Annotated in this window: 19 protein-coding genes; 8 read left to right on the top strand and 11 right to left on the bottom strand. The window is 62.8% G+C overall.

Annotated elements, in window-relative coordinates; translation table 11 throughout:
* Nucleotides 1-2,178: catalase/peroxidase HPI (katG, locus tag C5L14_RS25475; protein ID WP_105864890.1), on the top strand; the 2,178-nt coding region annotated here is incomplete at its 5' end.
* A gap of 130 nt (nucleotides 2,179-2,308) precedes the next feature.
* Here the strand turns inward: katG and C5L14_RS25470 are convergent.
* From C5L14_RS25470 to C5L14_RS25450, 4 genes are all read right to left on the bottom strand, one after another.
* On the bottom strand, nucleotides 2,309-4,366 hold the full coding sequence (locus tag C5L14_RS25470; RefSeq protein ID WP_105864870.1) for a sigma-54-dependent Fis family transcriptional regulator: 2,058 nt from the start codon (nucleotides 4,364-4,366) through the stop codon (nucleotides 2,309-2,311).
* A 172-nt stretch (nucleotides 4,367-4,538) separates the two neighbouring features.
* Nucleotides 4,539-5,012, bottom strand: coding sequence for a hypothetical protein (locus C5L14_RS25465; protein WP_105864869.1), 474 nt, complete (start codon nucleotides 5,010-5,012; stop codon nucleotides 4,539-4,541).
* A gap of 339 nt (nucleotides 5,013-5,351) precedes the next feature.
* A complete protein-coding gene (locus C5L14_RS25455; RefSeq protein ID WP_105864867.1) occupies nucleotides 5,352-6,191 on the bottom strand; it encodes a sugar phosphate isomerase/epimerase family protein in 840 nt (279 codons plus the stop codon).
* Nucleotides 6,192-6,309: 118 nt separating this feature from the next.
* Nucleotides 6,310-7,800, bottom strand: coding sequence for an FAD-dependent oxidoreductase (locus C5L14_RS25450; protein WP_105864889.1), 1,491 nt, complete (start codon nucleotides 7,798-7,800; stop codon nucleotides 6,310-6,312).
* 151 nt (nucleotides 7,801-7,951) lie between these two features.
* Here C5L14_RS25450 and C5L14_RS25445 point away from each other — a divergent pair, with 151 nt between their 5' ends.
* From C5L14_RS25445 to C5L14_RS25435, 3 genes are read left to right on the top strand one after another with little or no spacing between them, the layout of a single operon-like run.
* The gene (locus C5L14_RS25445; RefSeq protein ID WP_105864866.1) at nucleotides 7,952-8,953 is read left to right on the top strand and encodes an SIS domain-containing protein; all 1,002 of its coding nucleotides are present in this window, start codon (nucleotides 7,952-7,954) and stop codon (nucleotides 8,951-8,953) included.
* Nucleotides 8,954-8,971: 18 nt separating this feature from the next.
* The gene (locus tag C5L14_RS25440; RefSeq protein WP_105864865.1) at nucleotides 8,972-9,679 is read left to right on the top strand and encodes a GntR family transcriptional regulator; all 708 of its coding nucleotides are present in this window, start codon (nucleotides 8,972-8,974) and stop codon (nucleotides 9,677-9,679) included.
* 10 nt (nucleotides 9,680-9,689) lie between these two features.
* Nucleotides 9,690-10,628: an ornithine cyclodeaminase gene (locus C5L14_RS25435; RefSeq protein ID WP_105864864.1), complete on the top strand. Its 939-nt coding sequence runs from the start codon at nucleotides 9,690-9,692 to the stop codon at nucleotides 10,626-10,628.
* A gap of 4 nt (nucleotides 10,629-10,632) precedes the next feature.
* Here C5L14_RS25435 and C5L14_RS25430 read toward each other — a convergent pair whose 3' ends face one another.
* From C5L14_RS25430 to C5L14_RS25420, 3 genes are all read right to left on the bottom strand, one after another.
* Nucleotides 10,633-11,421: an amino acid ABC transporter ATP-binding protein gene (locus C5L14_RS25430; RefSeq protein ID WP_181161324.1), complete on the bottom strand. Its 789-nt coding sequence runs from the start codon at nucleotides 11,419-11,421 to the stop codon at nucleotides 10,633-10,635.
* Complete coding sequence (locus tag C5L14_RS25425; RefSeq protein WP_105864862.1) at nucleotides 11,421-12,344, bottom strand: amino acid ABC transporter permease; 924 nt, start codon at nucleotides 12,342-12,344, stop codon at nucleotides 11,421-11,423. Before C5L14_RS25425 ends, C5L14_RS25430 begins: the two co-directional genes overlap by 1 nt.
* A 65-nt stretch (nucleotides 12,345-12,409) precedes the next feature.
* A complete protein-coding gene (locus C5L14_RS25420; protein ID WP_245443587.1) occupies nucleotides 12,410-13,207 on the bottom strand; it encodes a transporter substrate-binding domain-containing protein in 798 nt (265 codons plus the stop codon).
* Nucleotides 13,208-13,517: 310 nt separating this feature from the next.
* Here C5L14_RS25420 and C5L14_RS25415 point away from each other — a divergent pair, with 310 nt between their 5' ends.
* Together C5L14_RS25415 and C5L14_RS25410 are read left to right on the top strand one after the other, a co-directional pair.
* Nucleotides 13,518-14,654 carry a LacI family DNA-binding transcriptional regulator gene (locus C5L14_RS25415; protein ID WP_245443586.1) on the top strand — a complete coding sequence of 379 codons (1,137 nt, stop codon included), beginning with the start codon at nucleotides 13,518-13,520 and terminating at the stop codon, nucleotides 14,652-14,654.
* Between the two features lie 212 nt (nucleotides 14,655-14,866).
* On the top strand, nucleotides 14,867-15,754 hold the full coding sequence (locus C5L14_RS25410) for a PfkB family carbohydrate kinase (RefSeq protein ID WP_105864859.1): 888 nt from the start codon (nucleotides 14,867-14,869) through the stop codon (nucleotides 15,752-15,754).
* Here the strand turns inward: C5L14_RS25410 and C5L14_RS31015 are convergent.
* Nucleotides 15,712-15,921, bottom strand: a complete 210-nt coding sequence (locus C5L14_RS31015; RefSeq protein WP_428832657.1) for a hypothetical protein — start codon at nucleotides 15,919-15,921, stop codon at nucleotides 15,712-15,714. The two genes, C5L14_RS25410 and C5L14_RS31015, sit on opposite strands and share 43 nt — an antisense overlap.
* Nucleotides 15,922-16,046: 125 nt before the next feature.
* On the opposite strand from C5L14_RS31015, the gene C5L14_RS25405 reads away from it, so the two are divergent.
* Nucleotides 16,047-16,820, top strand: a complete 774-nt coding sequence (locus tag C5L14_RS25405; RefSeq protein WP_105864858.1) for a GntR family transcriptional regulator — start codon at nucleotides 16,047-16,049, stop codon at nucleotides 16,818-16,820.
* 28 nt (nucleotides 16,821-16,848) lie between these two features.
* Entirely contained in the window at nucleotides 16,849-18,036 is a 1,188-nt protein-coding gene (locus tag C5L14_RS25400; protein ID WP_181161323.1) for a M24 family metallopeptidase, read from the top strand.
* Nucleotides 18,037-18,043: 7 nt separating this feature from the next.
* Here the strand turns inward: C5L14_RS25400 and C5L14_RS25395 are convergent, their stop codons facing one another.
* The 3 genes from C5L14_RS25395 to C5L14_RS25385 all read right to left on the bottom strand — a co-directional run bounded on the left by C5L14_RS25395 (nucleotide 18,044) and on the right by C5L14_RS25385 (nucleotide 21,776).
* Complete coding sequence (locus C5L14_RS25395) at nucleotides 18,044-19,048, bottom strand: succinylglutamate desuccinylase/aspartoacylase family protein (protein WP_105864856.1); 1,005 nt, start codon at nucleotides 19,046-19,048, stop codon at nucleotides 18,044-18,046.
* A 56-nt stretch (nucleotides 19,049-19,104) separates the two neighbouring features.
* A complete protein-coding gene (locus C5L14_RS25390) occupies nucleotides 19,105-20,310 on the bottom strand; it encodes an MFS transporter (RefSeq protein WP_105864855.1) in 1,206 nt (401 codons plus the stop codon).
* Nucleotides 20,311-20,387: 77 nt separating this feature from the next.
* Nucleotides 20,388-21,776 (bottom strand): M20/M25/M40 family metallo-hydrolase, encoded by a 1,389-nt coding sequence (locus C5L14_RS25385; RefSeq protein ID WP_105864854.1) that lies wholly within the window; start codon nucleotides 21,774-21,776, stop codon nucleotides 20,388-20,390.
* Nucleotides 21,777-21,837: the final 61 nt, after the last annotated feature.

Here is a 21,837-nt window from a genome sequence, read left to right as displayed (position 1 = left end):
GGCAAGTGCCCGGTAGCGCATGGAGCGCGTCCCGGTTTTGAGGTTCGCTCGAACCGTGACTGGTGGCCGAACCAGCTGAACCTGAAGATCCTGCACCAGCATTCGAGCCTGTCCAATCCGATGGGCCGGGGCTTCAACTATGCCGAGGAGTTCAAGAAGCTCGACCTTGCGGCGGTGAAGCGGGATCTGTTCGCGCTGATGACGGATTCGCAGGAGTGGTGGCCGGCCGATTTCGGCCATTACGGCCCGCTCTTCATCCGCATGGCCTGGCACAGCGCCGGCACCTACCGCACCGGCGACGGTCGCGGTGGCGCGGGTGCGGGCCAGCAGCGCTTCGCTCCGCTCAACTCGTGGCCGGACAACGTCAATCTCGACAAGGCCCGCCGCCTGCTCTGGCCGATCAAGCGCAAATACGGCAACCGGATCTCCTGGGCCGACCTGATGATCCTGGCCGGCAATTGCGCCCTGGAATCGATGGGCTTCAAGACCTTCGGCTTTGCCGGCGGCCGCGAGGACGTGTGGGAGCCGGAAGAGGACGTCTACTGGGGCAGCGAGAATGTCTGGCTCGACGACAAGCGCTACAGCGGCGACCGCGATCTGGAGACCCCGCTCGCCGCCGTGCAGATGGGCCTGATCTATGTCAATCCCGAAGGGCCCAACGGCAATCCCGACCCGCTGGCGGCGGCCCGCGACATCCGCGAGACTTTCGCCCGCATGGCGATGAACGACGAGGAGACGGTGGCGCTGATCGCCGGCGGCCACACTTTCGGCAAGACCCATGGCGCGGGCGACGCCGCCAATGTCGGGCCGGAGCCGGAGGCGGCCGGCATCGAGCTGCAGGGCCTTGGCTGGCACAACCAGTTCGGCACCGGCAAGGGGGGCGACACCATCGGCTCGGGCCTGGAGGTGACCTGGACCTCGACGCCGACCAAATGGAGCAACAATTTCTTCTGGAACCTGTTCGGCTATGACTGGGAGCTGACCAAGAGCCCGGCGGGGGCCCATCAGTGGCAGCCCAAGCACGGCGCCGGTGCCGGCTCGGTGCCGGATGCGCATGACCGCTCCAAGCGCCATGCCCCTGCGATGCTGACCACGGACCTGGCGCTGCGCTTCGACCCGGCCTACGAGAAGATCTCCCGGCATTTCTTCGAGAACCCGGATGCCTTCGCCGACGCCTTCGCCCGGGCCTGGTTCAAGCTGACCCATCGCGACATGGGCCCGCGCGCCCGCTATCTCGGCCCGGAGGTTCCGGCCGAGGAGCTGATCTGGCAGGATCCGCTGCCGGCGGTGGACCATGCCCTGATCGACGAGCAGGACGCGGCCGAGCTCAAGGCCAGGATCCTGGCCTCGGGCCTGTCGACCGCCGAGCTGGTTTCCACCGCCTGGGCCTCGGCCTCGACCTTCCGCGGCTCCGACAAAAGGGGCGGGGCCAATGGCGCCCGCATCCGCCTGGCCCCGCAGAAGGACTGGGAGGTCAACCAGCCGGCGCAGCTGGCCAAGGTGCTCGGCGTGCTGGAGGAGATCCAGCAGGGCTTCAACGCGGCGCAGGCCGGCGGCAAGAAGATCTCGCTGGCCGACCTGATCGTGCTGGGCGGCAATGCCGCGGTCGAGCAGGCGGCCCGCAAGGCGGGCCAGGAGGTGGCGGTGCCCTTCGCGCCCGGCCGCACCGATGCGAGCCAGGAGCAGACCGATGTCGACGCCTTTGCGGTGCTCGAGCCGGTGGCGGACGGCTTCCGCAACTATCTGAAGACGACCTACAGCGTGCCGGCCGAGGGACTGCTGATCGACAAGGCCCAGCTCCTGGGCCTGACGGCGCCGGAGATGACGGTGCTGGTCGGGGGCCTGCGCGTGCTCGAGGCCAATGCCGGGGGCTCCCAGCATGGCGTGCTGACCGACCGGCCGGGCGCGCTGACCACCGACTTCTTCGTCAACCTCACCGACATGGGCACGGCCTGGAAGGCGACCTCGCCGGCCGAGGACGTGTTCGAGGGCCGCGATCGCGCCACGGGCGAGGTGAAGTGGACCGGCACCCGGGCCGACCTGGTGTTCGGCTCCAACTCCCAGCTGCGGGCGCTGGCCGAGGTCTATGCCAGCGACGATGCGAACGCCAAGTTCGTCACCGACTTCGTCGCAGCCTGGACAAAGGTCATGAACGCCGACCGCTTCGATCTGGCGTGACCCGATCGGAGAACCGCGCGTGAAGGCTTGCGGCGCAGCCCTCCATGGGTGGCAATACCCTCCCCTGGAGGGGGAGGGCCAAGAACCAGCGCGCCGCTTCTGCCCGCAAGCCAAGCAAACTCACGAGAATTCAGAAGAAGCCGCGGCGAATGCCATACTGGTCCAGCTTGCGGTACAGCGTGGGACGAGAGACGCCGAGCCGGCGGGCTGCCCGGCTCAGATTGCCGTGCTCGGCAGCAAGAACCTGACGGATCGCCTGGCATTCGGCCTCCTCCAGTGTTCCCGTCCCCGCCAGGGGTGACGAAGCGAGCACAGGCCGATCATTGCTTGCGGCGGCGCGGGTGAGCTCTGCCGGCAGGTCGGCGACGCCGACGCTGCCGCCATTGCTGAGCACATGCAGCTTCTCGACCAGATTGCGCAGCTCGCGCACATTGCCGGGCCAGTGATAGGCCATGAGATGATCCAGCGCCTGCGGCGTGAACGCCAGTGGCTCCATCTGCATGCGGGCAGCGATCTTCTGGTTGAAGTGATCGAGCAGCAGCACGATGTCCTCCCCGCGCTCGCGCAGGGGCGGCACGCGGATCGATACCGTGCTGATGCGATAGAAGAGATCCCGGCGAAAGCGCCCTGCCTCCACCTCCTGCCTCAGTTCGCGATTGGTCGAAGCCACCAGCCGCACGTCGACCGGCCGGCGCCGGCTGTCGCCGATGCGGGTCACCACCCGGTCCTCGAGCACGCGCAACAGGAAGGGCTGGATATCCAGGGGCATTTCCCCGATCTCGTCGAGGCTCAGCACACCGCCATTCGCAAGCTCGAACACACCCGGCTTGCCCTCGCGGCTGGCGCCGGTGAAGGCGCCGGGCGCATGGCCGAACAACTCGCTGCCGAACAGTTCCCGGGTGATGGCCCCGCAATTGAGGGCAATGAACGGAGCATTCGCCCCTGCCGGGCTGCCCTGCTGAAGGAGCCTGGCGAACAGCTCCTTGCCGACGCCCGTCTCCCCTTCGATCAGCACGGAGGTGACGTCATTGGACTGCGCCACCCGGCAGGCAATGTCGACGGCTGCGCGCAAGGCGGGACTTTCGCCGATAATGGCGGCCCTGGCCTGATTGAGACGCGTGGAGGCCGGATTGACGGCCGGTACGAGGCTCGGCGACGCAACGGGCGGAAACACCAGCGCCGCTCCCCGCAGGTCTCCGTCCAGCTCCAGCCGGTTGACATGGCAACTCTGAAATTCCTGCGGCAATTGGCTGACCAGCCCATCCAGGCTGTCGGCGGCCGTCAGTTCGACCAGCCTTCGGGCCGGAGCGCCCGAGAAGGAGGCGAGGAAACCGCCCTCGATCGGCCTGGGCAGGTTGGCCTTGTAGATCACCCGGCCATGACGGTCGACGATCATCAATCCGTCGGAACGGCGATAGCGCGGCGCCGAGGTGATGAAGGCTTCGAGGAGACGCGTGCGTTCCTCGCTCTGCTGGTCGGCCAGGGCCTTCTCGATTTCCCGCGCAGCCGCCGCGACCAGAGCAGTGTTGTGGGGCCTGAAGATATCGGGATGGCCGGAAAGGTCGACCACGCCGATGATGCGCCCATCGAAAGGATCGCGCACCGGGGCACCGGCGCAGGTCCAGGCCTTGATGCCCGCGCAGAAATGCTCGGCCGCATGCACGAAGACGGGTTCACCGGCCCAGAGTGCGGTCCCGATGCCGTTGGTGCCCACGACATCCTCGGTCCATTTGCCGCCGACCGCCAAATGGATGTCCATGCCGTCGCGCAAAGTGCGTTCGTCGCCGACGGTATCGATGAGGGTGCCTTCGCCATCGGCGAGAACCAGCATGGCGCCGGTGCCCTCGAGCAACCGGCCGATGGTGAAGAAGGATCGGCGCGCCGCTTCCAGCAGTTCACGGTTGAGATAGGCCAGATGCTCGACCTCGTCGCGCCCTCCCCTGAGGGGGGCCTCATTCTGCTGCGCGTCGATACCGCCGGTGGCGCAGCGGTGCCAGGAATCGCGAATGAGGGAGCGGACCGGCGAACGCGCGCGATCCTTGTCCGAAGCACCGGAGAGCAGATTCTCCCAGGCCCGCATGGTCCGTCGTTCGTCATAGTCGAGATTCGCCACCGACAGGCTTCGGGCCTGTCGACCGGATTGGGCAACGCTGGTGCGGATGTCGTCCAGATCGATATCGCGTGTCATGCGTGCTTCACATTGCTCTCTCGAGTGGCACCTCTAGTTCATGGGAGTTCCAATCGGATGGCGGCGATAATGCAGGACACGACATGCCGACGCCATGCAGCAGGTGGCAAGGCCACGAGGAATGCACCGCCCTCGCAAGGCCCGTGGACATGCGAGAACGAGGCTCCGGCGTTCATTCCAGTTCCAGCCGGCGGCCGATCTCGGCGACGAGCCACTCTTCCATACGGTCGCCGGACAATGTTTGATTATCGAGATCGGCGAGCCGGGTGGCGATCGGCTCGTCGAGCGGGGCAAAGAAACCATTCTCGCTCGTCGCCAGCACGAAGGTCTCGCTTCCGTCGCGAGCCGTGACCTGGCCGAGATGATGAAGCTGGCGGCTGGTGTTCTCATCCACCACGATGACACGGCCGTTGAGGCTGACGCGTATCCGGGGGAGCGGTTCCCGGGGGGGAGCGCCCGTGCCCATGTCGTGGAAGATAAGGCCTTGGGGCTGGGGTTTCGGCTTGGCCGCCTTGCTCGCGGAATAGGCGCCCGCGCTGAACTGATCGGCAAGACGCGTGATGGTCGAACGGTTTTCCGACAGAAGCCTGCGAAAGGCGGCATCCTCCCGGCGCGGGCCATCCCGCTTGGAAATAATCTCGACCACGAATCCCTCCCAGATTTCATTGGCCAGAACGGCGGCATTTCATGCTCTGTCGCGAGCATATTCCTTTTCCACCCACCCCACCAGCATCACCTTATAGGCCCGTTCTCCGCAGCGCGGGTAGTAGAGGAGTACGACATCGGAAGTTCCCCCCGCACTCCCCTCGGCCGTCGGTTACCCTCGAGTTGCAGGTGGAAAACGCAAAATGCCATCCGTGCCGGTGCGCGGAAGAAATCGCTCTCGGTCTCGATCCCGAGGACGATCCGTTGCATGGCGAACAGGAGGGGCGATTTCTCCAAGGCTCCCGGTCGTCAAATTGACGGCGAGTACCTTTTGATCTGCCTATGCCCGGCGCAGGGCCTCGCGCATCGCCTCGACGCATTGCTTTAGCGGTGGGGCGGGATCCACGTTGTATTTCCAGTTGGTCAGCTCAACGGTTAGGGATCCCTCGTAGTGCTGACTGCGAAGATAAGCAATCAGTCCGTCGAGATCGACGATGCCCTCGCCCCAGGCGAGATGACTGCCTTCAGCATCGGAGTCGGTGAAATGCACATGCGCGACCCGTCCCGCGAGTTGCGTGAAATAGTCCTCGGCTCGCTCATGCGTCATCACGGCGCCCGCGACATCATACACGGCGTGGAGCACGGGGCTCGCGAGCGCATCCATCAACGTCCGGATTTCCTTGGCCGAACGAATGATGTTGGCAAAGGAATCCGGCAAAGACTCCATCCAAAGATCGACACCGAGCCTGCGCGCGCGGTCGCAGAGAATGCCCATGGAATCGATGCAGCGCTCTAGCGCCAGCGAAGCCGGCTCGTCGCGATAGCCGCCACCCGCCGTGACCAGCAGGGCCGGTGCACCACATTCGACGGCGAATTCCATCGACTCCAGGAAATAGCGTACCGAACGGTCGCGAAGTTCCGGCTCCTTCGCCGAGATGTTGATGGGATAGATGCACTGCTCCGGCGTGAAAGCGACGATATCGAGGCCCATGCCGCGCACCTTGCGCCCCAGCGCCCGCGCATCCGCCAACGTCTTGTCACCAATGTAGAAGTGCGGGGCGGCCGCCCAGAGTTCGATGCGAGAAACCCCGGCATCACAAACATCGGCCAGAAACCGATCCATCGTATGCCTGACGTAGTGGAAGTTCATCGCACTGATATTGCGTTCGTCGAGCGCCATTGGATTTCCTCTCCTCGATGGCCCGAGAGGTGGTGATTTCAAGCCTGTTTCCACAATAATATGAGAATGTTCTCAAAACGATTGATGACTTCGAGTCGCGCGCCCTCTTCCTTCCGGATCAAGGCAATGGCGCTCGCAGGGTGAAGTCCGCGACGGTTTCCTCGGTAAAGCGGGCTATCTGGGCTGCCACCTCTTCCGGCGTCCAGCCGAGATGCGGGGCAGCCAATTTTGCCGCCGTCTCCGCATGGGACAAGCCAAGATCCGACTCCCATCCCACGCGAAGACGGCGGCGCAGAATATCGGAGAGCGAGCGAGCCTGCTCGTGCAGCACGGCCTGGGCGACGGAGGTCTCCGTAACATGGTCTATATCCGCGATGCGAAACGCCCCTTTGTCGAGCGGACGCGGAGGGCCGGACGGTTTCAGCCGGCGAGCTACCGCACGCGTAAGCCTCCGTCCGGCGTCTTGGTGAGTCATCAGCAGCCCGCCCGTGAACGTGAAGAAGTTCGGCAAGCCCTCATCAGTAAGGTCATGCGCGCGGACTGCAGCTGAAGAACTTTTGCCGTCGCTGGCGAGACTGCGAGGCCGAACGCCGGCCCAGGCGTAAAGCACGTCCTCGCGCCTCAGCCCAAAACCGGGAAACAGCCGCCCGATTTGAGCAAGGATGGCGGCAATCTCTGCTTCGGTTGCGCGGAACCCGTCGGGTCCGCCGCCGGAGGGAGAGTCCCATGGACCGGCGTAGTGAAGCTCACCCCAGGGAATCAAGTAGAAGGGCGCGCCGGCCACGGTGACAGTCTCGAAGCCGATGCCGCGCAGCCTCTGCGGCAACCGGACGACGATGTTCGTGCCCTTTTCGCCGGTATTTTTGCGAATATGCGGCGCCCCGGCAAGCGCGATGATCTCATCCACCCATACGCCCGCACAGTTGATCACCGCACGCGAAGACACCTCGCGCGCGCCCTCCGCCCCCGTCAATCTCACCCCCCAAAGCTCGCCCTCACGCATGAGAGCCGCCACTGCCGTATGGTTCAGCGCCTCCATACCGATAGCCCGGGCCTTCATCACGGTGTCGACCACGATGCGCTCGGGCCAATGATACTGGTACTCGGTGAAACTTATCGCGCCGCGAATATCTTGAAGTCCCGCCATGCCCTCGAGAGCGGGATGCGCCCGTGCCTCCTGGGCGGGAAGAAGGCGAAGATCCAGCGCCACCTTGCCACGATCAGCTGCCGCCATCAGCCGGAAGGCGAGCCGGGCCTTCCAAGGCGGAATGGCGTTTTCCCGTGTCAGCGGAACGATGAAGGTGACGGGCTTTACCCGCTCGGGTGCCGCTTGGACGAATTCAGCCCGCGCCTGCATCGCGCGGCGCATGAGGTCGAAGCACTCGATCACAGTGCGCGGCCGGGCCAGAAACGCGGCGATCGAGCCGGTGGCGCCGGAAAAATATCCAAGCCCGCAATGTTGCAACCTCGAGGTCTTGCTGGAGGTGCCCGAACCGTAATCGTCGCGCTCGACGAGCAAGGTGCGATAGCCTGCCGCCGTCAGGTGCTGACCTGCCGCTGCGGCGATGATGCCGCCGCCCACGATCAAGGCGTCGTAGGTGTCCGTCACGTCCAATCCCACCCTGTCGTCCACTGCATAATGACATTTTCACACTCGAATGTGAGAACGTTCGCAAAATTTGGCGAAGGATGTCAAGTTCGCTTGACCCAGCCGGTCTGAACATAATACGTATTAGGACGTCATATAGAAAGGTACGGCCATGTCCCTCCCCTCAGCCTTTGATGGCGGCGTTGTTTCGGCGCTCGGTGCCTTCGAGGCAAAATCGGTCAAGCACGTGTTCTTCGTGGCCTGCGGCGGCTCGCTGTCGATCATGTATCCAGCCAAGTTCCTGCTCGATCAGCATTCGCCGCTGCCGTCGGATGTCTACAACGCCGCCGAGTTCGTTGCCCGCGGGCCGCGCTCTCTCGACAAGAACTCTTTGGTGGTTCTGTGCTCGATGACCGGCACGACCAAGGAAACGACGGCCGCCGCCGAATTCGCTCGCACCAGGGGGGCGACAACCATCGGCCTGACGGTCGATCCGGCCTCTCCGCTCGCCAGGACGGTGGACCATGTCGTCGGCTTCGAGGCGCCCTACACCACCGGGGTGCCGATCGACGCCAAAAACAGCAACTACTCGCGGATCTACCAGATCGTCATGGGCCTGGTCGCCCTCACTGGCGGCGAGAACCTCATCGAGACCCTGATCACGAGCGTTCTCGCCCTGCAGCCCGCCATTGATCGGGCGCAGGTCGCTCTTGCACCGATGTTCGAAGATTATGCGCCGCGCTTTGCCAAGCAGGATGTCGTCTATACGGTTGCCAGTGGCGCGAGCTACGGCGCGGCCTATTCCTTCGCCATCTGCGTGCTCATGGAAATGCAGTGGATCAATAGCCAGGCGATCCACGCCAATGAATTCTTCCACGGCCCCTTCGAGGTTCTGGACAAGGATCGCGCCTTCATCCTCATGAAAGGCCTCGACAGCACGCGACGTCTCGAAGAACGCGCCGACGAGTTCCTGCATCGTTTCGGCAGCGCGGAGAACATCCTGGTCCTGGACGCCGAAAAGCTCGATCTTTCCGGCATAGACCCGCAGTTCCGCGGCAATTTGGTGCCACTGATCTTCTTCGACACGCTCTGGCGTTTTGCCTATAAGATCGCCGACCTGCGCAAACATGCGATGCTCGAAGGCCGGCGCTATATGAAGAAGATCAGCTATTGATCGAGCTGGATAGGGCGGATGGACAAGCAATCACACCTCTTGCCGCTCTACGAACAAGTCCGGCGTTCGATTCTGGCCGGGATCGAATCCGGCCAGTTCGCCGAGGGCAGCTTCCTGCCCTCGGAGCTCGAGCTGATGGCTCTCTACGGCGTCAGCCGGATCACCCTCAGGCGCGCGATCGGTGATCTGTGCGCCGACGGTCGCCTGCAGAGGCAGCAGGGCCGCGGCACCGTGATCAAGCCGCGCAAGGTGCAACAAACATTGGTTTCTCTTTCCGGCTTTTCCGAAACCATGGATGGCCTCGGCCGGAAGAGCGGCCACCGCATTCTCGCGCGCGAGGACAATCCAAAGGCCCCGGCCATTCGCGACCGCCTGCAGGCCGAGGCTCTCATCCGCTTCGACCGCCTGTTGGAAGACGGCGGCAGGCCAATGACCCTGGAAACGCTCTGGTTTGATGCAAAGCGTTTTCCCGAGGTGATCGAGCCGGTCGCCGCCGGTGGGTCTTTTTTCGCGGCATTGCGCGACAACGGCATCGAGCCGGCTCATGCCGAACGGCAGATCGATGTTGGTCTCGCCTCGCCAGCCGAGCGTACCACCCTCGCGATTAGTGCTGTCCAGCCAGTTTACCGGATCGAAAAGGTCGTCACCGATGCGCAGCATCGCCCTCTAGCATTGTCGCAGTTGGTCACGCCAAGCCATCTGGTCACCTACACGATCAAGATCTGAAGGGTTCGACATGCGGGTTTTCGATATGGCCGCGGTTCACGCGGCCCTTCCCTGGCCTTTTTTGATCGAGGCGCTGCGCGAGGCTCATCTTGGCCCGGTGCCGAGTTCGGAGGTTGTGGTCCAGTCCGATCCCGCTGGTGGTGAAGCGCAGTTCGTCACTCTGCCCGGCTGGGCACCCGGTGGGCCGATCGTGGTAAAGATGGTCGGTGTCTTCGCGAAGAACGCGGCTCTCCAGCCGCCGCAGCCCGCCGTTCAAGGTTTGGTGGTTCTGTTCGACGGCACAACGGGTGCTCCGCTTCTCGCTGCGGATGGCGCGGCGATGACGGCGCGTAAGACAGCGGCTGATTCCGCCCTCGGCTCGCTTCTCCTCGCGCGGGAGGACGTCGAGGATTTGTTGATCGTCGGAGCCGGAGCGCTGGCACCGCATTTCGCCGAGGCGCATCTGGCGGCCCGGCCCTCGCTGCGTCGTGTCACGGTCTGGAACCGCACCGCAGCGCGGGCCGAGGCAGTCGTCGCTCAACTGCGCGCCAAGGGCCGTGACGCCACGGTCGGTAAAGATCTCGACGGTGCGATCGCCCGCGCCGATGTCGTGTCCTGCGTTACCATGTCCGACAAGGCCCTGGTCAGGGGCGAACTCCTGCGGCCAGGCACCCATCTCGACCTCGTGGGCGCCTATCTGCCGACGCTGCGGGAAGCAGACGATACCGCGCTGTCGCGAGGCACGATCTTCGTCGATACTCGCATCAATATGAAAGGCGGCGGTGACCTTGCTCAGGCCGTCACGTCCGGCGCCATCACCTGGGAAGCCGTGAAGGCCGACCTCTTCGAACTTGTCCAGGGGAAAACACAAGGCCGCACCAGCGCCAACCAGATCACCGTGTTCAAGAACAACGGCGGCGCACATCTGGATCTTTTCACCGCATCGGCTCTTTCGCGCACGCTTGGCTGACGCTTCAGGCGTCAGCGAGAACACGTGCCAGGAAGGCCCGGGTGCGCTCGTGCTGCGGGCGCGTCAGGACGTCGGCTGGGAGCCCTTGCTCTACAATCGCCCCGCCATCCATGAAGATCAGGTGGTCGGCGACGTCCCGGGCAAAGCCCATTTCATGCGTAACGACCACCATTGTCATGCCGTCATCCGCCAACTGACGCATCACGGCGAGGACCTCGCCGACAAGTTCGGGGTCGAGCGCGGACGTTGGCTCATCGAACAGCATCACGTCCGGCTTCATCGCCAGCGAACGGGCGATGGCCGCGCGCTGTTGCTGGCCGCCGGAAAGCTGGGTGGGATAATAGCTCGCGCGCTCCTTCATGCCGACGCGCTCCAAAAGCACCATCGCCTCTTCGATCGCCGTGGCACGCGGCACGCGCTTGACCAGGACCGGCGCCTCGACGACGTTTTCCAGCACCGTCTTGTGCGGGAAGAGGTGAAACCCCTGGAAGACCATGCCCATGCGCTGGCGCTGGCGGGCGAGTTCGTTGAAGCTCATCTCATAGAGTTTGTCGCCCTTCCAGCGCACGCCGACAGGCTCGCCATTGAGGAAGATCGCGCCGCCCGTGGGCTTTTCCAGATAGTTGAGGCAGCGCAGCAGCGTGCTCTTGCCCGAGCCTGACGGACCGACGATGCACGTCACTTCGCCGCGGGTCACCGCAAGGTCGATGCCCTGCAGCACTTCGTGCATGGCAAAACTCTTGCGGAGCCGCTCGACCTTCAGAAGCGGCTGGACATTCGCATGCTCGTTCATCACAGGGCCTCCTGCTGGCGCGCGAACAGACGGAAGGCGAAAGAGCCTCTCGCTTTTTTCGAGCCGGCGCCGCGTTCGGATTTCAATCGCTGCTCGACGGCATGTTCCGCGACCGTCAGCACTGTTGTGAGCACCAAGTACCAGATCGTTGCAACCAGCAGCAGCGGCACCGTCTGATAGGTGCGCGCGTAGACCATCTGGGCCGAATAGAGCAGATCGGGTAGCGCCAGCACGGACACGAGCGAGGTGAATTTCAACATCGAGATCGTGTCGTTGCCGATCGGCGGAATGACGATGCGCAGTGCCTGAGGCAGCACGATGCGACGCAAGGTCTGGCCGCGTGTCATTCCGAGCGTGGCGGCTGCTTCGGTCTGGCCGGCATTGACGGCCTGAATGCCGGCCCGGATCATTTCGGCGGCATAGGCGCTTTCGGTAAAAGCAAGGCCCATGATTGCGGCGCTGAAGGGGGTGATGAGTTCGTTGGTGTTCCAGGCGAAGAGTTTCGGCCCGCCGAACGGAATGCCGACTGAGACCTCGGGCAGCAGCAGCGCCAAATTGTACCAGAAAATCATCTGGACCAATGGCGGCACGCCGCGGAAGAACCAGATCCAGCCCCAGCTCACCCATTGAAAGACATAGCTGCCCGACAAGCGCATGATCGCCAGCAGGACACCGATGGCAAGACCGAGCACCATGGCGAGGAACGTCAGCAAGAGCGTCATGCCCAGGCCCGACAAGATCGCCGGGTTCAGCATATATTCGGCGACGACGTCCCACCGCATGTTCTTGTTGGTGACAAGGACCTGCAGGAAGATGACCGCAAAAACCGCCAGAATCGCGCCTCCGATCCAATGGCCTATTTTCGGCACAGCGATGGGCTTGAGATCATGAATGGAGGGGCGGTGTCGCAGTTGATCAGACATCGTCATTCCTTGCTGCCGGTCCGATAGGTGTCCTCGTCCGAATAAACTTCGAACCAGGCGCGGTCTTAAAGATCCGCGGGATGTTCTTCGGTGATGAGAAGGGCCTTGCTCAGCATCCCGGCATCGTTAAGGCCCCATTTTGCCATGATCTTTTCATAGGTGCCGTCATCGATCATCGACTGGATCGTGTCCGCCAGGACCTGTCCGAGCGGATCGTTCTTGCGGACGCCAATGCAGCTGTTGACGGGCGACAGGACGAGCGGTGAAACTTTTAGGTCAGCGGTCTGCTTGGCCATATAAGCCAGCTTGACCGAGCCGCCCACCGTGGCCTGGGCACGATTGGAGCGAACGGCGAGTTCCGCCTGCGCCTGCGTGCCATGCGTTTGCATGACGACCGGCTTGTCCTTGCATTCGTTGGCGTTCAGCCTCTCCAGAAGACCGATATCCCACGAACCGTTGAGCACGGCGACCGTCAGGCCGCAGGCCTCGGATACGGACTTGATGTCCAGCTTGCTGTCGGCCGGATAGGCAAAGGAGGTGCCGATCCGGCGCTGAGAAACGAAGTCGAGCGCCTTCAATCGCTCTGCGGTGGTCCCGAAGGACGCAAAGCCCGCGTCGAAACGCTTGGACTGAATGCCCGGGATGATGGCGTCGAAGCTGGTGCCCTCAAAGGTGAAAGGCACGCCCAGCCGCGTTTCCATTTCCTTGGCGATATCGACGCTCCACCCCTTGAGCTGACCGTCGGAGTCGAGGAATTCATCGGGCGCCCAATCATTGAAGACCGCGGCCTTCACACCCTTGTCCTTGTATTCTTGCGGCAACTTGTCATGGAGGGCGGGGATGACACCGGCGAGCGCCGGCATTGCCAGCATCGCGCCCAGAATGCAGCCGGCCAGAATGGATCTAATCATGAAAGCCTCCTTCTCGTAGCGAACCCGCCGGGTCCGCGATGCGTTCTCTGGTTCCCCTTGAAGTTGTTTTTAGAGAACGTTCTCACATATGAGACACGGAGTCAGCGCATCCGTCAAGCGGCGAATCCGGAAGAATCTCGGAGCAGTCGCGCTATTAGCGCGAGTTCAAGAAGGCGCTTTAAATAATGCTGTCGCTTCTTTTCGAAATGCGCATGATAGGATTCTCACTTGACCGGCTGGATATATGAGAGGAAAGCCCGATTTGGCTGCGAAAAGCAAAGCGACGATCGCAGATGTCGCACGTGCGGCAGGTGTCTCCACCGCGACTGCAGGACGCGTGCTCGGCGGCTATGGCTATACGAGCGAGGAAAAAAAAGAGCAGGTTCTCAAGGCGGCACAAGAGCTTGGCTATCGGCCCAATGCGCTCGCTCGAGGCCTCATCACAGGCCAGACCCGCACGCTCGGCGTGGTCGCCGGCGATATCCAGAACCCTTTCTATGCCTCGGTCCTGCGTGGCATCTCCAACGTCGCCGAGGCGAACGGATTTGGCCTTCTGATCACAAACAGCGACGAGGCCCAGGCGAAAGAGGTCCATTCGGTCGAGCTTCTGGCGCAAAAGCAGGTGGACGGCCTCATCGTCACCCCGAGCGACACGCGCAAAGCGCGGCATCTGCATAATCTCAAGGGCATGGGTATGCCCCTTGTGCTGATAGACCGCGCCGTTGCCGGTTTGATGGTCGACCGTGTGGCGACGGACAATATCGCCGCGGCTGAACAGGCCGTCCGCTATTTGATAGCGGCTGGACATCGCCGTATCGGCATCGTGGCAGAACTCGTCGATGAGACAAACGGCGGATTGGATGCTTTTTTGGCGCGCGCCATCGCCGGCGATCCGATTGAAAGCGAGTTGCTCTATCCAAGCTGGCAGCGCCTTCTGGGCTATATCCGGGCGCACCGGATCGAGGGACTGCCCGTTGATCCGCGCCTGGTTCAGCGAGCCGGAAGCTATTCCGCCCTGGCCGCCCAGGCGGCGGTCCCACGCCTGTTGACGATGCCTGACCCGCTGACCGCCCTGTTCACCACGGACGGCACCATGTCGGAAGGCGTCATGCGGGCGCTCACAGAACTGAAAATGTCCATCCCGCAAGACCTCTCGCTCATCTGCTTCGATGACATCGACTGGATGAGCTTCCATCGCCCCGGCATTACGGTCGTCGCCCAGCCCCGACTGGCCATGGGAGAAGCTGCGGCACGAATGCTTCTGGAACGTATTCGCGGTGAGGACTATCCACCCCGAACTGTGCTGATGCCCGCCGAAATGATCGAACGTGGCTCCGTCGCTCAACTTGACCAGCCGAAGGCGGTCCCGGAACACCGGCGCAGTGGCTTGAAGCGTTGAAACTTCCCGCCTTCTCTCGTTTCAATCGGCTTCCCAGCCGCCATCCCGCGGTCGCTCGTCAGGATTGCCTGGCTTTTTCCGGTCACGCTCTCTCGGCCCGATCCCGCTGACGCCACCACCCGCATCGAGGCGACGTGGAAGGCGTTTGCATTTTACCGCACGGTCGGCTAATTGAGAACGCTCTCATATCCTTCTCAGGAGCGTAGGCACTTATGTCACGGCCCGTCAGAATCCTCGCCTTCGGTGACAATGTGGTCGACTGCTATCGCGACCAGAACCTGATGTTCCCCGGCGGGAATTGTGTGAATCATGCAGTTTTTGCCCGCCGTGCAGGGGCTGTTACGGCTTATATCGGCGCGGTCTGCAACGACGACGCCGGCCGCCTGATCCGCCAGGCATTGATCGAGGAGGAGGTCGATATTTCCTCGTTGCGCATCGAGCAGGGTCAGACCGCCTATTGCGTGATCGAGACGCAAGATGGCGACCGGATTTTCGTCGGTTCCAATCTTGGCGTGTCCATAATTGCACCCTCGAGGGCAGATCTAGCCCGCCTTTCGGATTTCGACGCCGTTCATACTGGCCGCTCGAGCCATGTCGACGCATGGCTGCCGCGTTTTGCCGAGTCGACGAAAGTCTCCTACGACCTCGCGACCGTTCACACTCCAAAGCGCATCGACCAGGTCGCTCCCCATTGCTTTCTCCTAGCCTTCTCCGCCGGGGGCGCCACTTACAAGGAGGCACTGGCGCTGGCGCAGCGCGGGCGCATAGCGGGCGCGCAGTGGAGCCTGGTCACACGCGGGATCGAAGGCGCCCTCCTTGTCGGGGAAAAGGGCATATGCGAAGCGCCGGCCAAACGCGTCGACGCCATCGACACATTGGGCGCCGGCGACACCTACATAGCCAATGTCCTCGTCGGCCTGCTTGACGGTCGTCACCCCGAAACAATTTTGATGGAAGCTGCAGAAGCCGCAGCCAAGACTTGCATGATGAGCGGGGCCTTCGGGCATGCCGCCCCAATGAGGGTCGACCTTTCGAACATGATGAGCTTGGAGGAGATTTACCGCACCACACGCCCTGCAAGAGCGCCCGCAGAGGCTTGACGAAACAAATGCGGCAAATCCTCCGCCGCAAGTCCGAGGCGTGAATCGGTAACACAATAGTCGATCCATCGGCTTCCGCCCTCACCCGCCATCGTCTGCGTGGTGACGATCACCTTCGACCCGCCTGGCGCATGCTGCAGCGCATTTTCGATCAGATTGACGTGCAACTGCCTCAGGCGGTCGTGCCCGCAGGGCCGCGATCCGGGGGATACCCATAGCGGCCAGACGCACAGACAAGGGCGATGATAATCGTCTCTTTTCTGAATCGAGCACTGTGGTTTATGTTGTTTCCATGAAGATGCGTCGCAGAAAAAGCGAGATATCTCCTGATCTTACGCTGGATGGCGTCGGTGCCCCGCACCAGCAGATCGAGCGTGCGATCCGCAGCAAAATCCAGACCGGCGCCTGGCCGCCGGGATATCGAATTCCGCCGGAAGAAGACCTGGCGTTCACGCTTGGCGTCTCCCGAGCACCGCTGAATAAAGTGCTGAACAATCTGGCGAACGCCAAGATCATTGTACGGCGACGGCGTTTGGGGACTTTCGTCAGTGAACGCACGGACAATCACGCCGTCATCGGCGTTATCGATATTCGCCACAAGATCGAGAGCGCAAACAAGACCTACAGCTTCGAACTTCTCGAACGCGAGGTGGTCGACGCTGCACAGGCCTATGGATGGCAGGAGGCGGTCGAGAACGAACGACTGCTGCGGCTTGAACTCGTCCACCAGGCCAACGGCACGAACGAGGTGTTCGAGCAACGATTTATCCGCATTTCGGTCATCCCCGAAGTTGAATTCGAAACCTTCGATGAAGTGCTGCCGAACGAATGGCTGCTGGCGCGGCTACCGTGCACGCGGCTGATCAATACAATCCGGGCAACCAATGCGGACCGCCGTATCGCCAAGGCGCTCGGGCTCGCGCCCAACGAACCGCTGCTCGTGTCGGAGCGGCGGACATGGGCGCACACCGATGCATTGACCTGGGTCAAGTTGTCTTTTCCCGGCTATCGCAATGAGTTCATCGGAGAATTCAGCCCGCTCCAACCACTGGCGAGTCTGGGCTGACCGGCTCGCGGCTTCGGGGATTACCATAGTGAACGACGCAGACAGTGGCACCGACATGAGGGTTCTGGCGACGGAGCTGAGGACCAAGGTCTTTGCGGAAGTGCCGTGCGAGGTTGCGATGATCGTGTCCTCCGACACGATCAACAAAAGCTATCTGTCCGGCTATGTGAGCATGGCGCACGATCTGGCGCCGACTTATCGATCCGCGGTGCTTGCCTCTCGTGACGGGGCATCGCTGGTTGTAAGCGCTGCCGATGCAGGCCCAGCGCTCGACCTGCTGGGCGATCCCGATCTCCTCTATCGCTACGGTGTTTTCCATTTCGCGACGGCGGCCTTGGGACCGGCGGGCTTTGGCCGGCCGGCAAGCACGGGTTTTGAGGACGCTTTTGTCGAAGCCCTGAGGACATTAAGGCCAGCGAGCGGTATCGTCGGCGTGGACCGCACGAATGACGATCTGGTCTGGAACTTGTGCCGCGAGATGTTCGGTGACCGGGCCGTCATCGACGTCACGCTGGACATCGCAAGGGCGCGCGCCACGAAGACAACCGGTGAGGTGGCGCGTCTTCGGACCGCCGCGCGATTGATCGAGAATGGCTTCCGGTGGGTGATCGAGAACGCTCGCGCCGGCATGACCGAATTCGACCTGACTGCAGGAATCACGGGCAATATCGTCGCCGGCGGAGGAATTCCGCGCTTCGTTTCCGTGACAACGGGGTCGAGATCGGCGCTGGCGGATGCCTATCCCACCCGGCGAACGATCGCCAAGGGCGAGATGATCCGTATCGATGCCGGGTGCACCGTCGACGGCTATTGGTCCGATATCGCCAGGACTTTCGTTTTCGGCGAGCCGGATGCCCGACAGCGCAGGATTTACGAGGCGCTGCGTGTGGGACTGGATGAGGAGCTTGCGGCGGTGCGCGCGGGGATCGCAGCCAATGAGCTCTTCGGGGTGGCGGTAGAAGCCGTGCGCACCAACGGCCTGCCCGAATACAGGCGGCAGCATTGCGGCCATGGCATCGGGCTGCGGTCTTATGACTCGCCACTTATCAATCCTACCGACGCCACCCCGCTCGTCGAAGGGATGTGCCTCTGCCTGGAGACACCCTATTACGAACTCGGCGTGGACGGCATGATGGTCGAGGATACGGTCTGCGTTACGGCGACGGGACATGAATCACTGATGACCATGCCCCGTGAACTTTTCATCCTGCCGTGAATGAGGTTCAACCGTCGATCTCGGCACACAGGCCATAAAGCGCATCGCCAGTTGCGGTGAGAGTGGGGAATCTCCGGAAGATCACGATACCATCGGCGCCAAAGCGGAGTTCGAGCGGTCTGGCCAGGGGCAGGCCAAGCGGATGCAGATATCCTGCCGGGTCCCCGCTTCTGACCGGGTCACCGACCTTTGCGATCGGTTCGAAAAGACCGTCTGAAGGCGCGTAGATCGAGGAGGCGGGCGGCAGCATTTTCAGCCTGCGGGCAGGCTGGGCTTCCGGAGCCGAAATCTCAGGCGCGATCCCCAGCTGGCGCAGGACACGGCGGATGCCGGCCTCCGCCAGATCGGCGCCGGCCGGCGACAGCCCGGGTCCGCCGCCAAGCTCCGTTGTCAGCGCCGCCAGCCCGTGTGCGACCGCCGAAGCGTACAGCGTCGTGGCTCCGCCCCCACCCTTGCCATCGGTGAGGATGGTGTTCGGCGCACGAAAGCTGTCGAGCAACTCCTCGATCCGCCGCTCCTGTTGCGGCGTGCGGCCGCGATGCGCGAACGCCACGGGCATGTAATCGAGCGAACTTCCGCCCGAATGAAGGTCGAGCGCGTAATCGGCCAACGGAAAGAGAACTTCGGTCACGTAATGCGCGATCATGGCGGTGGGACCGCCCATGGCGTCGCCAGGAAACAGCCGGTTGAGGTTTCCGCCATCCAGGGGAGAGTTTCTGCGCCCCGCAATGACCGCCGGCCGGTTCAATTCCGGCAGAATGATAACCCGGCCTTTGACCTTCGTCTGCGTAAGGGCGTGGGCGATCCGGCGCAAGGCGACCTGCCCTTCGTATTCGTCGCCATGCGTTCCGGACGTCAAAAGGACGGTCGGGCCTTCACCCCCGTTCACGCAGATCATCGGAACCGGAAGCCAGCCATAGGCGGATGTGTCGGATGAATAGGGAACGCGGGCATAGTCGGATTGAACGCCATGCCTTTCAAAATCGATGGTGGACCAGACCTGACTAGCCATACAACCTCCCTATCGTTCGCCGGGCGAAGCCGCGGTGGCCCCCTGTTCCGTTTCGCTCATGTTCGTTTCAGGCGGAACTCCGCCGCCGTTGGTGCCACGCTGGCAAGGATCGCGGCGAGCATGCAGATGACCGCCGTCGCAACGAGAATCGGCGTGATGCCGATGAACGCCGACAAGGGGGCGATCGCCGACAGTCCCAGCGGCGCAAGCCCATAAGATACGATGAAATCGAGCGAGGAAACGCGCGCGAGCTTTTCGCGGGCAATCCCGTCCTGGATGGCGGTGAACCAGATGACGTTGAACAATTCCATCCCGAAGCCGGCAAGGGCATAGGCGGCCATCGGAATCCAGAACGTCTCTGCCGCCAGGAGGCTGAGCGGCACCAGTGCGTAGCTGCCCAAGCCGGCGAGCGCCCACCAGCCCCTCTTGGCCGGATTCCAGCTGGAAACCACAACGGCCCCGACCAGTGCGCCAGACATATATGCCGTCACGCTGCACGCCAGCAAAGTTGCGTCGTCGAACAGGTCGGCGCTGATCACGGGCACAAGTACATTGGTGACGGAATAGCCTGTCGCCACGACCGCACAGAGCGCTGCGAGCGCGGCGAAAAACCAGGGATGGCGCCGCGCCTCGCGATAGCCTTCGATGAAGTCTTCGGCGAAGAGCCTCATATAGGCGGCATGCGGCGTTGACGGGCCGGCTTGCTTGCGAGGTTCGGCCGGCCATGGTGGCAGCAGGGCGCTGATGGTCCAGAGAACCCCGATCGCGAGGAACGCAGCCGTTACGCCAAATGCGGTGGCGATCAGCGTGGCGGCGGCAGGCCCGACCAGTATCGTCCCCCGAACCGAGAGGCTGAGCGCCGCATTGGCGGTTTGGAGGTCCGCGACAGGCACGACGCGCGGCACGATCGACTGATAAACAGGTCTGGAGGCGCCCTGACCGATACCCGACAGGAGCACACCCGCACCTATCAGCAGCGACGCCGCCTGGCCATCCCAGGCAAGTCCGATGCAGATGAGCAGGGCTCCGCAGGCGGCGATCAGGCTCGAGGCCAGTATGATCCTGCGGCTTCCGATCCGGTCGGCCATGACCCCGCCGATCGGCACCGCGGCAAGAAAGCCGAGCGAGCGGAGCGCGAGGAAAAGGCCGAGGTCGATCGCAGACAGAATATCCTGCGAGACGGCGAAGCCGAGCACGAAAGGCAGCGCCCAGGTGGCAATGCCGCAAGCGGTATTGCCGGACCAGAGCCGAAGGAAGGACATTGAGCGGACGCTGGACACCGGCTTGCACAGGCCTTTCGGCAAGGATCGAGGGTGCTCTTGAAAAGTGCGGCCCACCGCTAGGCTTTCTGGATCTCGTCCAGAATGCGGACCCAGCTGCGCACGCCCTTGTGAAACCGTTCGATGTCGTAGCGTTCGTCGGGCGCGTGAATCGCGTCATCGGGCAGGATGAAGCCGATCACGATGCAATCTATGCCCAGCATCTCCTTGAACTGCTGCGCGAGTGGGATCGATCCGCCCGAGCCCTTCAAGACCGTCGGGCTTTCCCATTCCCTTGCCAATCCGCGGGCCGTTGCCGTCACGAATGGATTGTCCTCGGGCAGAGTAACGGCGCTGCTGCCCGGAAAACCCTCGAACGCCACCGTGCATCCCTCCGGCAAGCGCGACCGGACATAACGCTGGAAGATCCGGCGGACGTTCTCCGGATCCTGCCCCTCCACCAGGCGGAAGGACAGCCGCGCGGTGGCAGAACCAGGAATGACGGATCGCTCCCCGGGTCCCTGGTTTCCGCTGGTGACACCATTGAAATCGATCGTGGGCCGGCCCCAGATGGCCTCAAGCGGCGAATAGCCGTGCTCGACAATCCCACCCGTCAGATCGACCTTGTCGAAGAGGTCGGTTTCATCTGAAAGTGCGCGCCATTGGGCACGAAGCGTTTGCGAAATCTCCTCCACGCCATCGTAGAAGCCTTCGATGGTCACGCGTCCTGCCTCGTCGTGGAGGTCTGCAAGCATCGAGCTCAGAATGCGGATCGGATTTGCCGCCACCGCTCCGAAAAAGCCCGAATGCAGGTCGCGGTTCGGCGCGAAGATCGTGACCTTTTCGTGCAGCAGGCCTTTCAAGCGCAGGCTCAGCGCCGGCTGCGTCGGAGACCACATGTCGCTGTCGCAGATGAAGGCGATATCGCAGGCCAGTTCATCCCGATGCGCCGTCAGGAAAGCCGGCAGACTGTGGGAGCCGGACTCTTCCTCGCCTTCGAGCAGAACCGTCACTTTGCCCGCGAAGCCGCCATACGCAGTCTTCCACGCGCGGAGCCCTTCGATGAATGTCCATAACTGGCTCTTGCTGTCCGAAGCACCCCGTCCGTAGAACCGGCGAACCCCGTCTTCCTCGACTATCTCAGGCTCGAATGGCGCATGCCGCCAATCTTCCAAAGCGCCGACCGGCTGGACATCATAGTGACCGTAGAAGAGCAATTTCGGCCGGCTGGCGGAGAGCTCGTCCGTCGAGTGGGCCAGCACGAGCGGGTGCCCCTCGGTCTCCACCACGCGCGCCTCGAAACCCAAGCCGGAAAGCTCGTCGCATAACCAGCGCGCCGCCTGCTCGATGCCAGGCTTTCCTTCCGGATCGCTGGAAACGGACGGGATGGATATCAAATCAAAGAGCTTGGCGGTCGCGGTTTCCAGATTGCGATCTGCTTCCAGAAGGGCGTTCTCGACATTGGACATGGTCTCGCCTGTATGTTGTTTCCGGCTTCCGGTGGTGGTGGTCTGGTCAGCTGCGCTGTCC

Source organism: Labrys okinawensis, assembly GCF_002982075.1.
GTDB lineage: Bacteria > Pseudomonadota > Alphaproteobacteria > Rhizobiales > Labraceae > Labrys > Labrys okinawensis_A.
The sequence above is the reverse complement of the archived record's forward strand: the minus strand, read 5'-3'. Positions and strand labels throughout refer to the sequence as shown.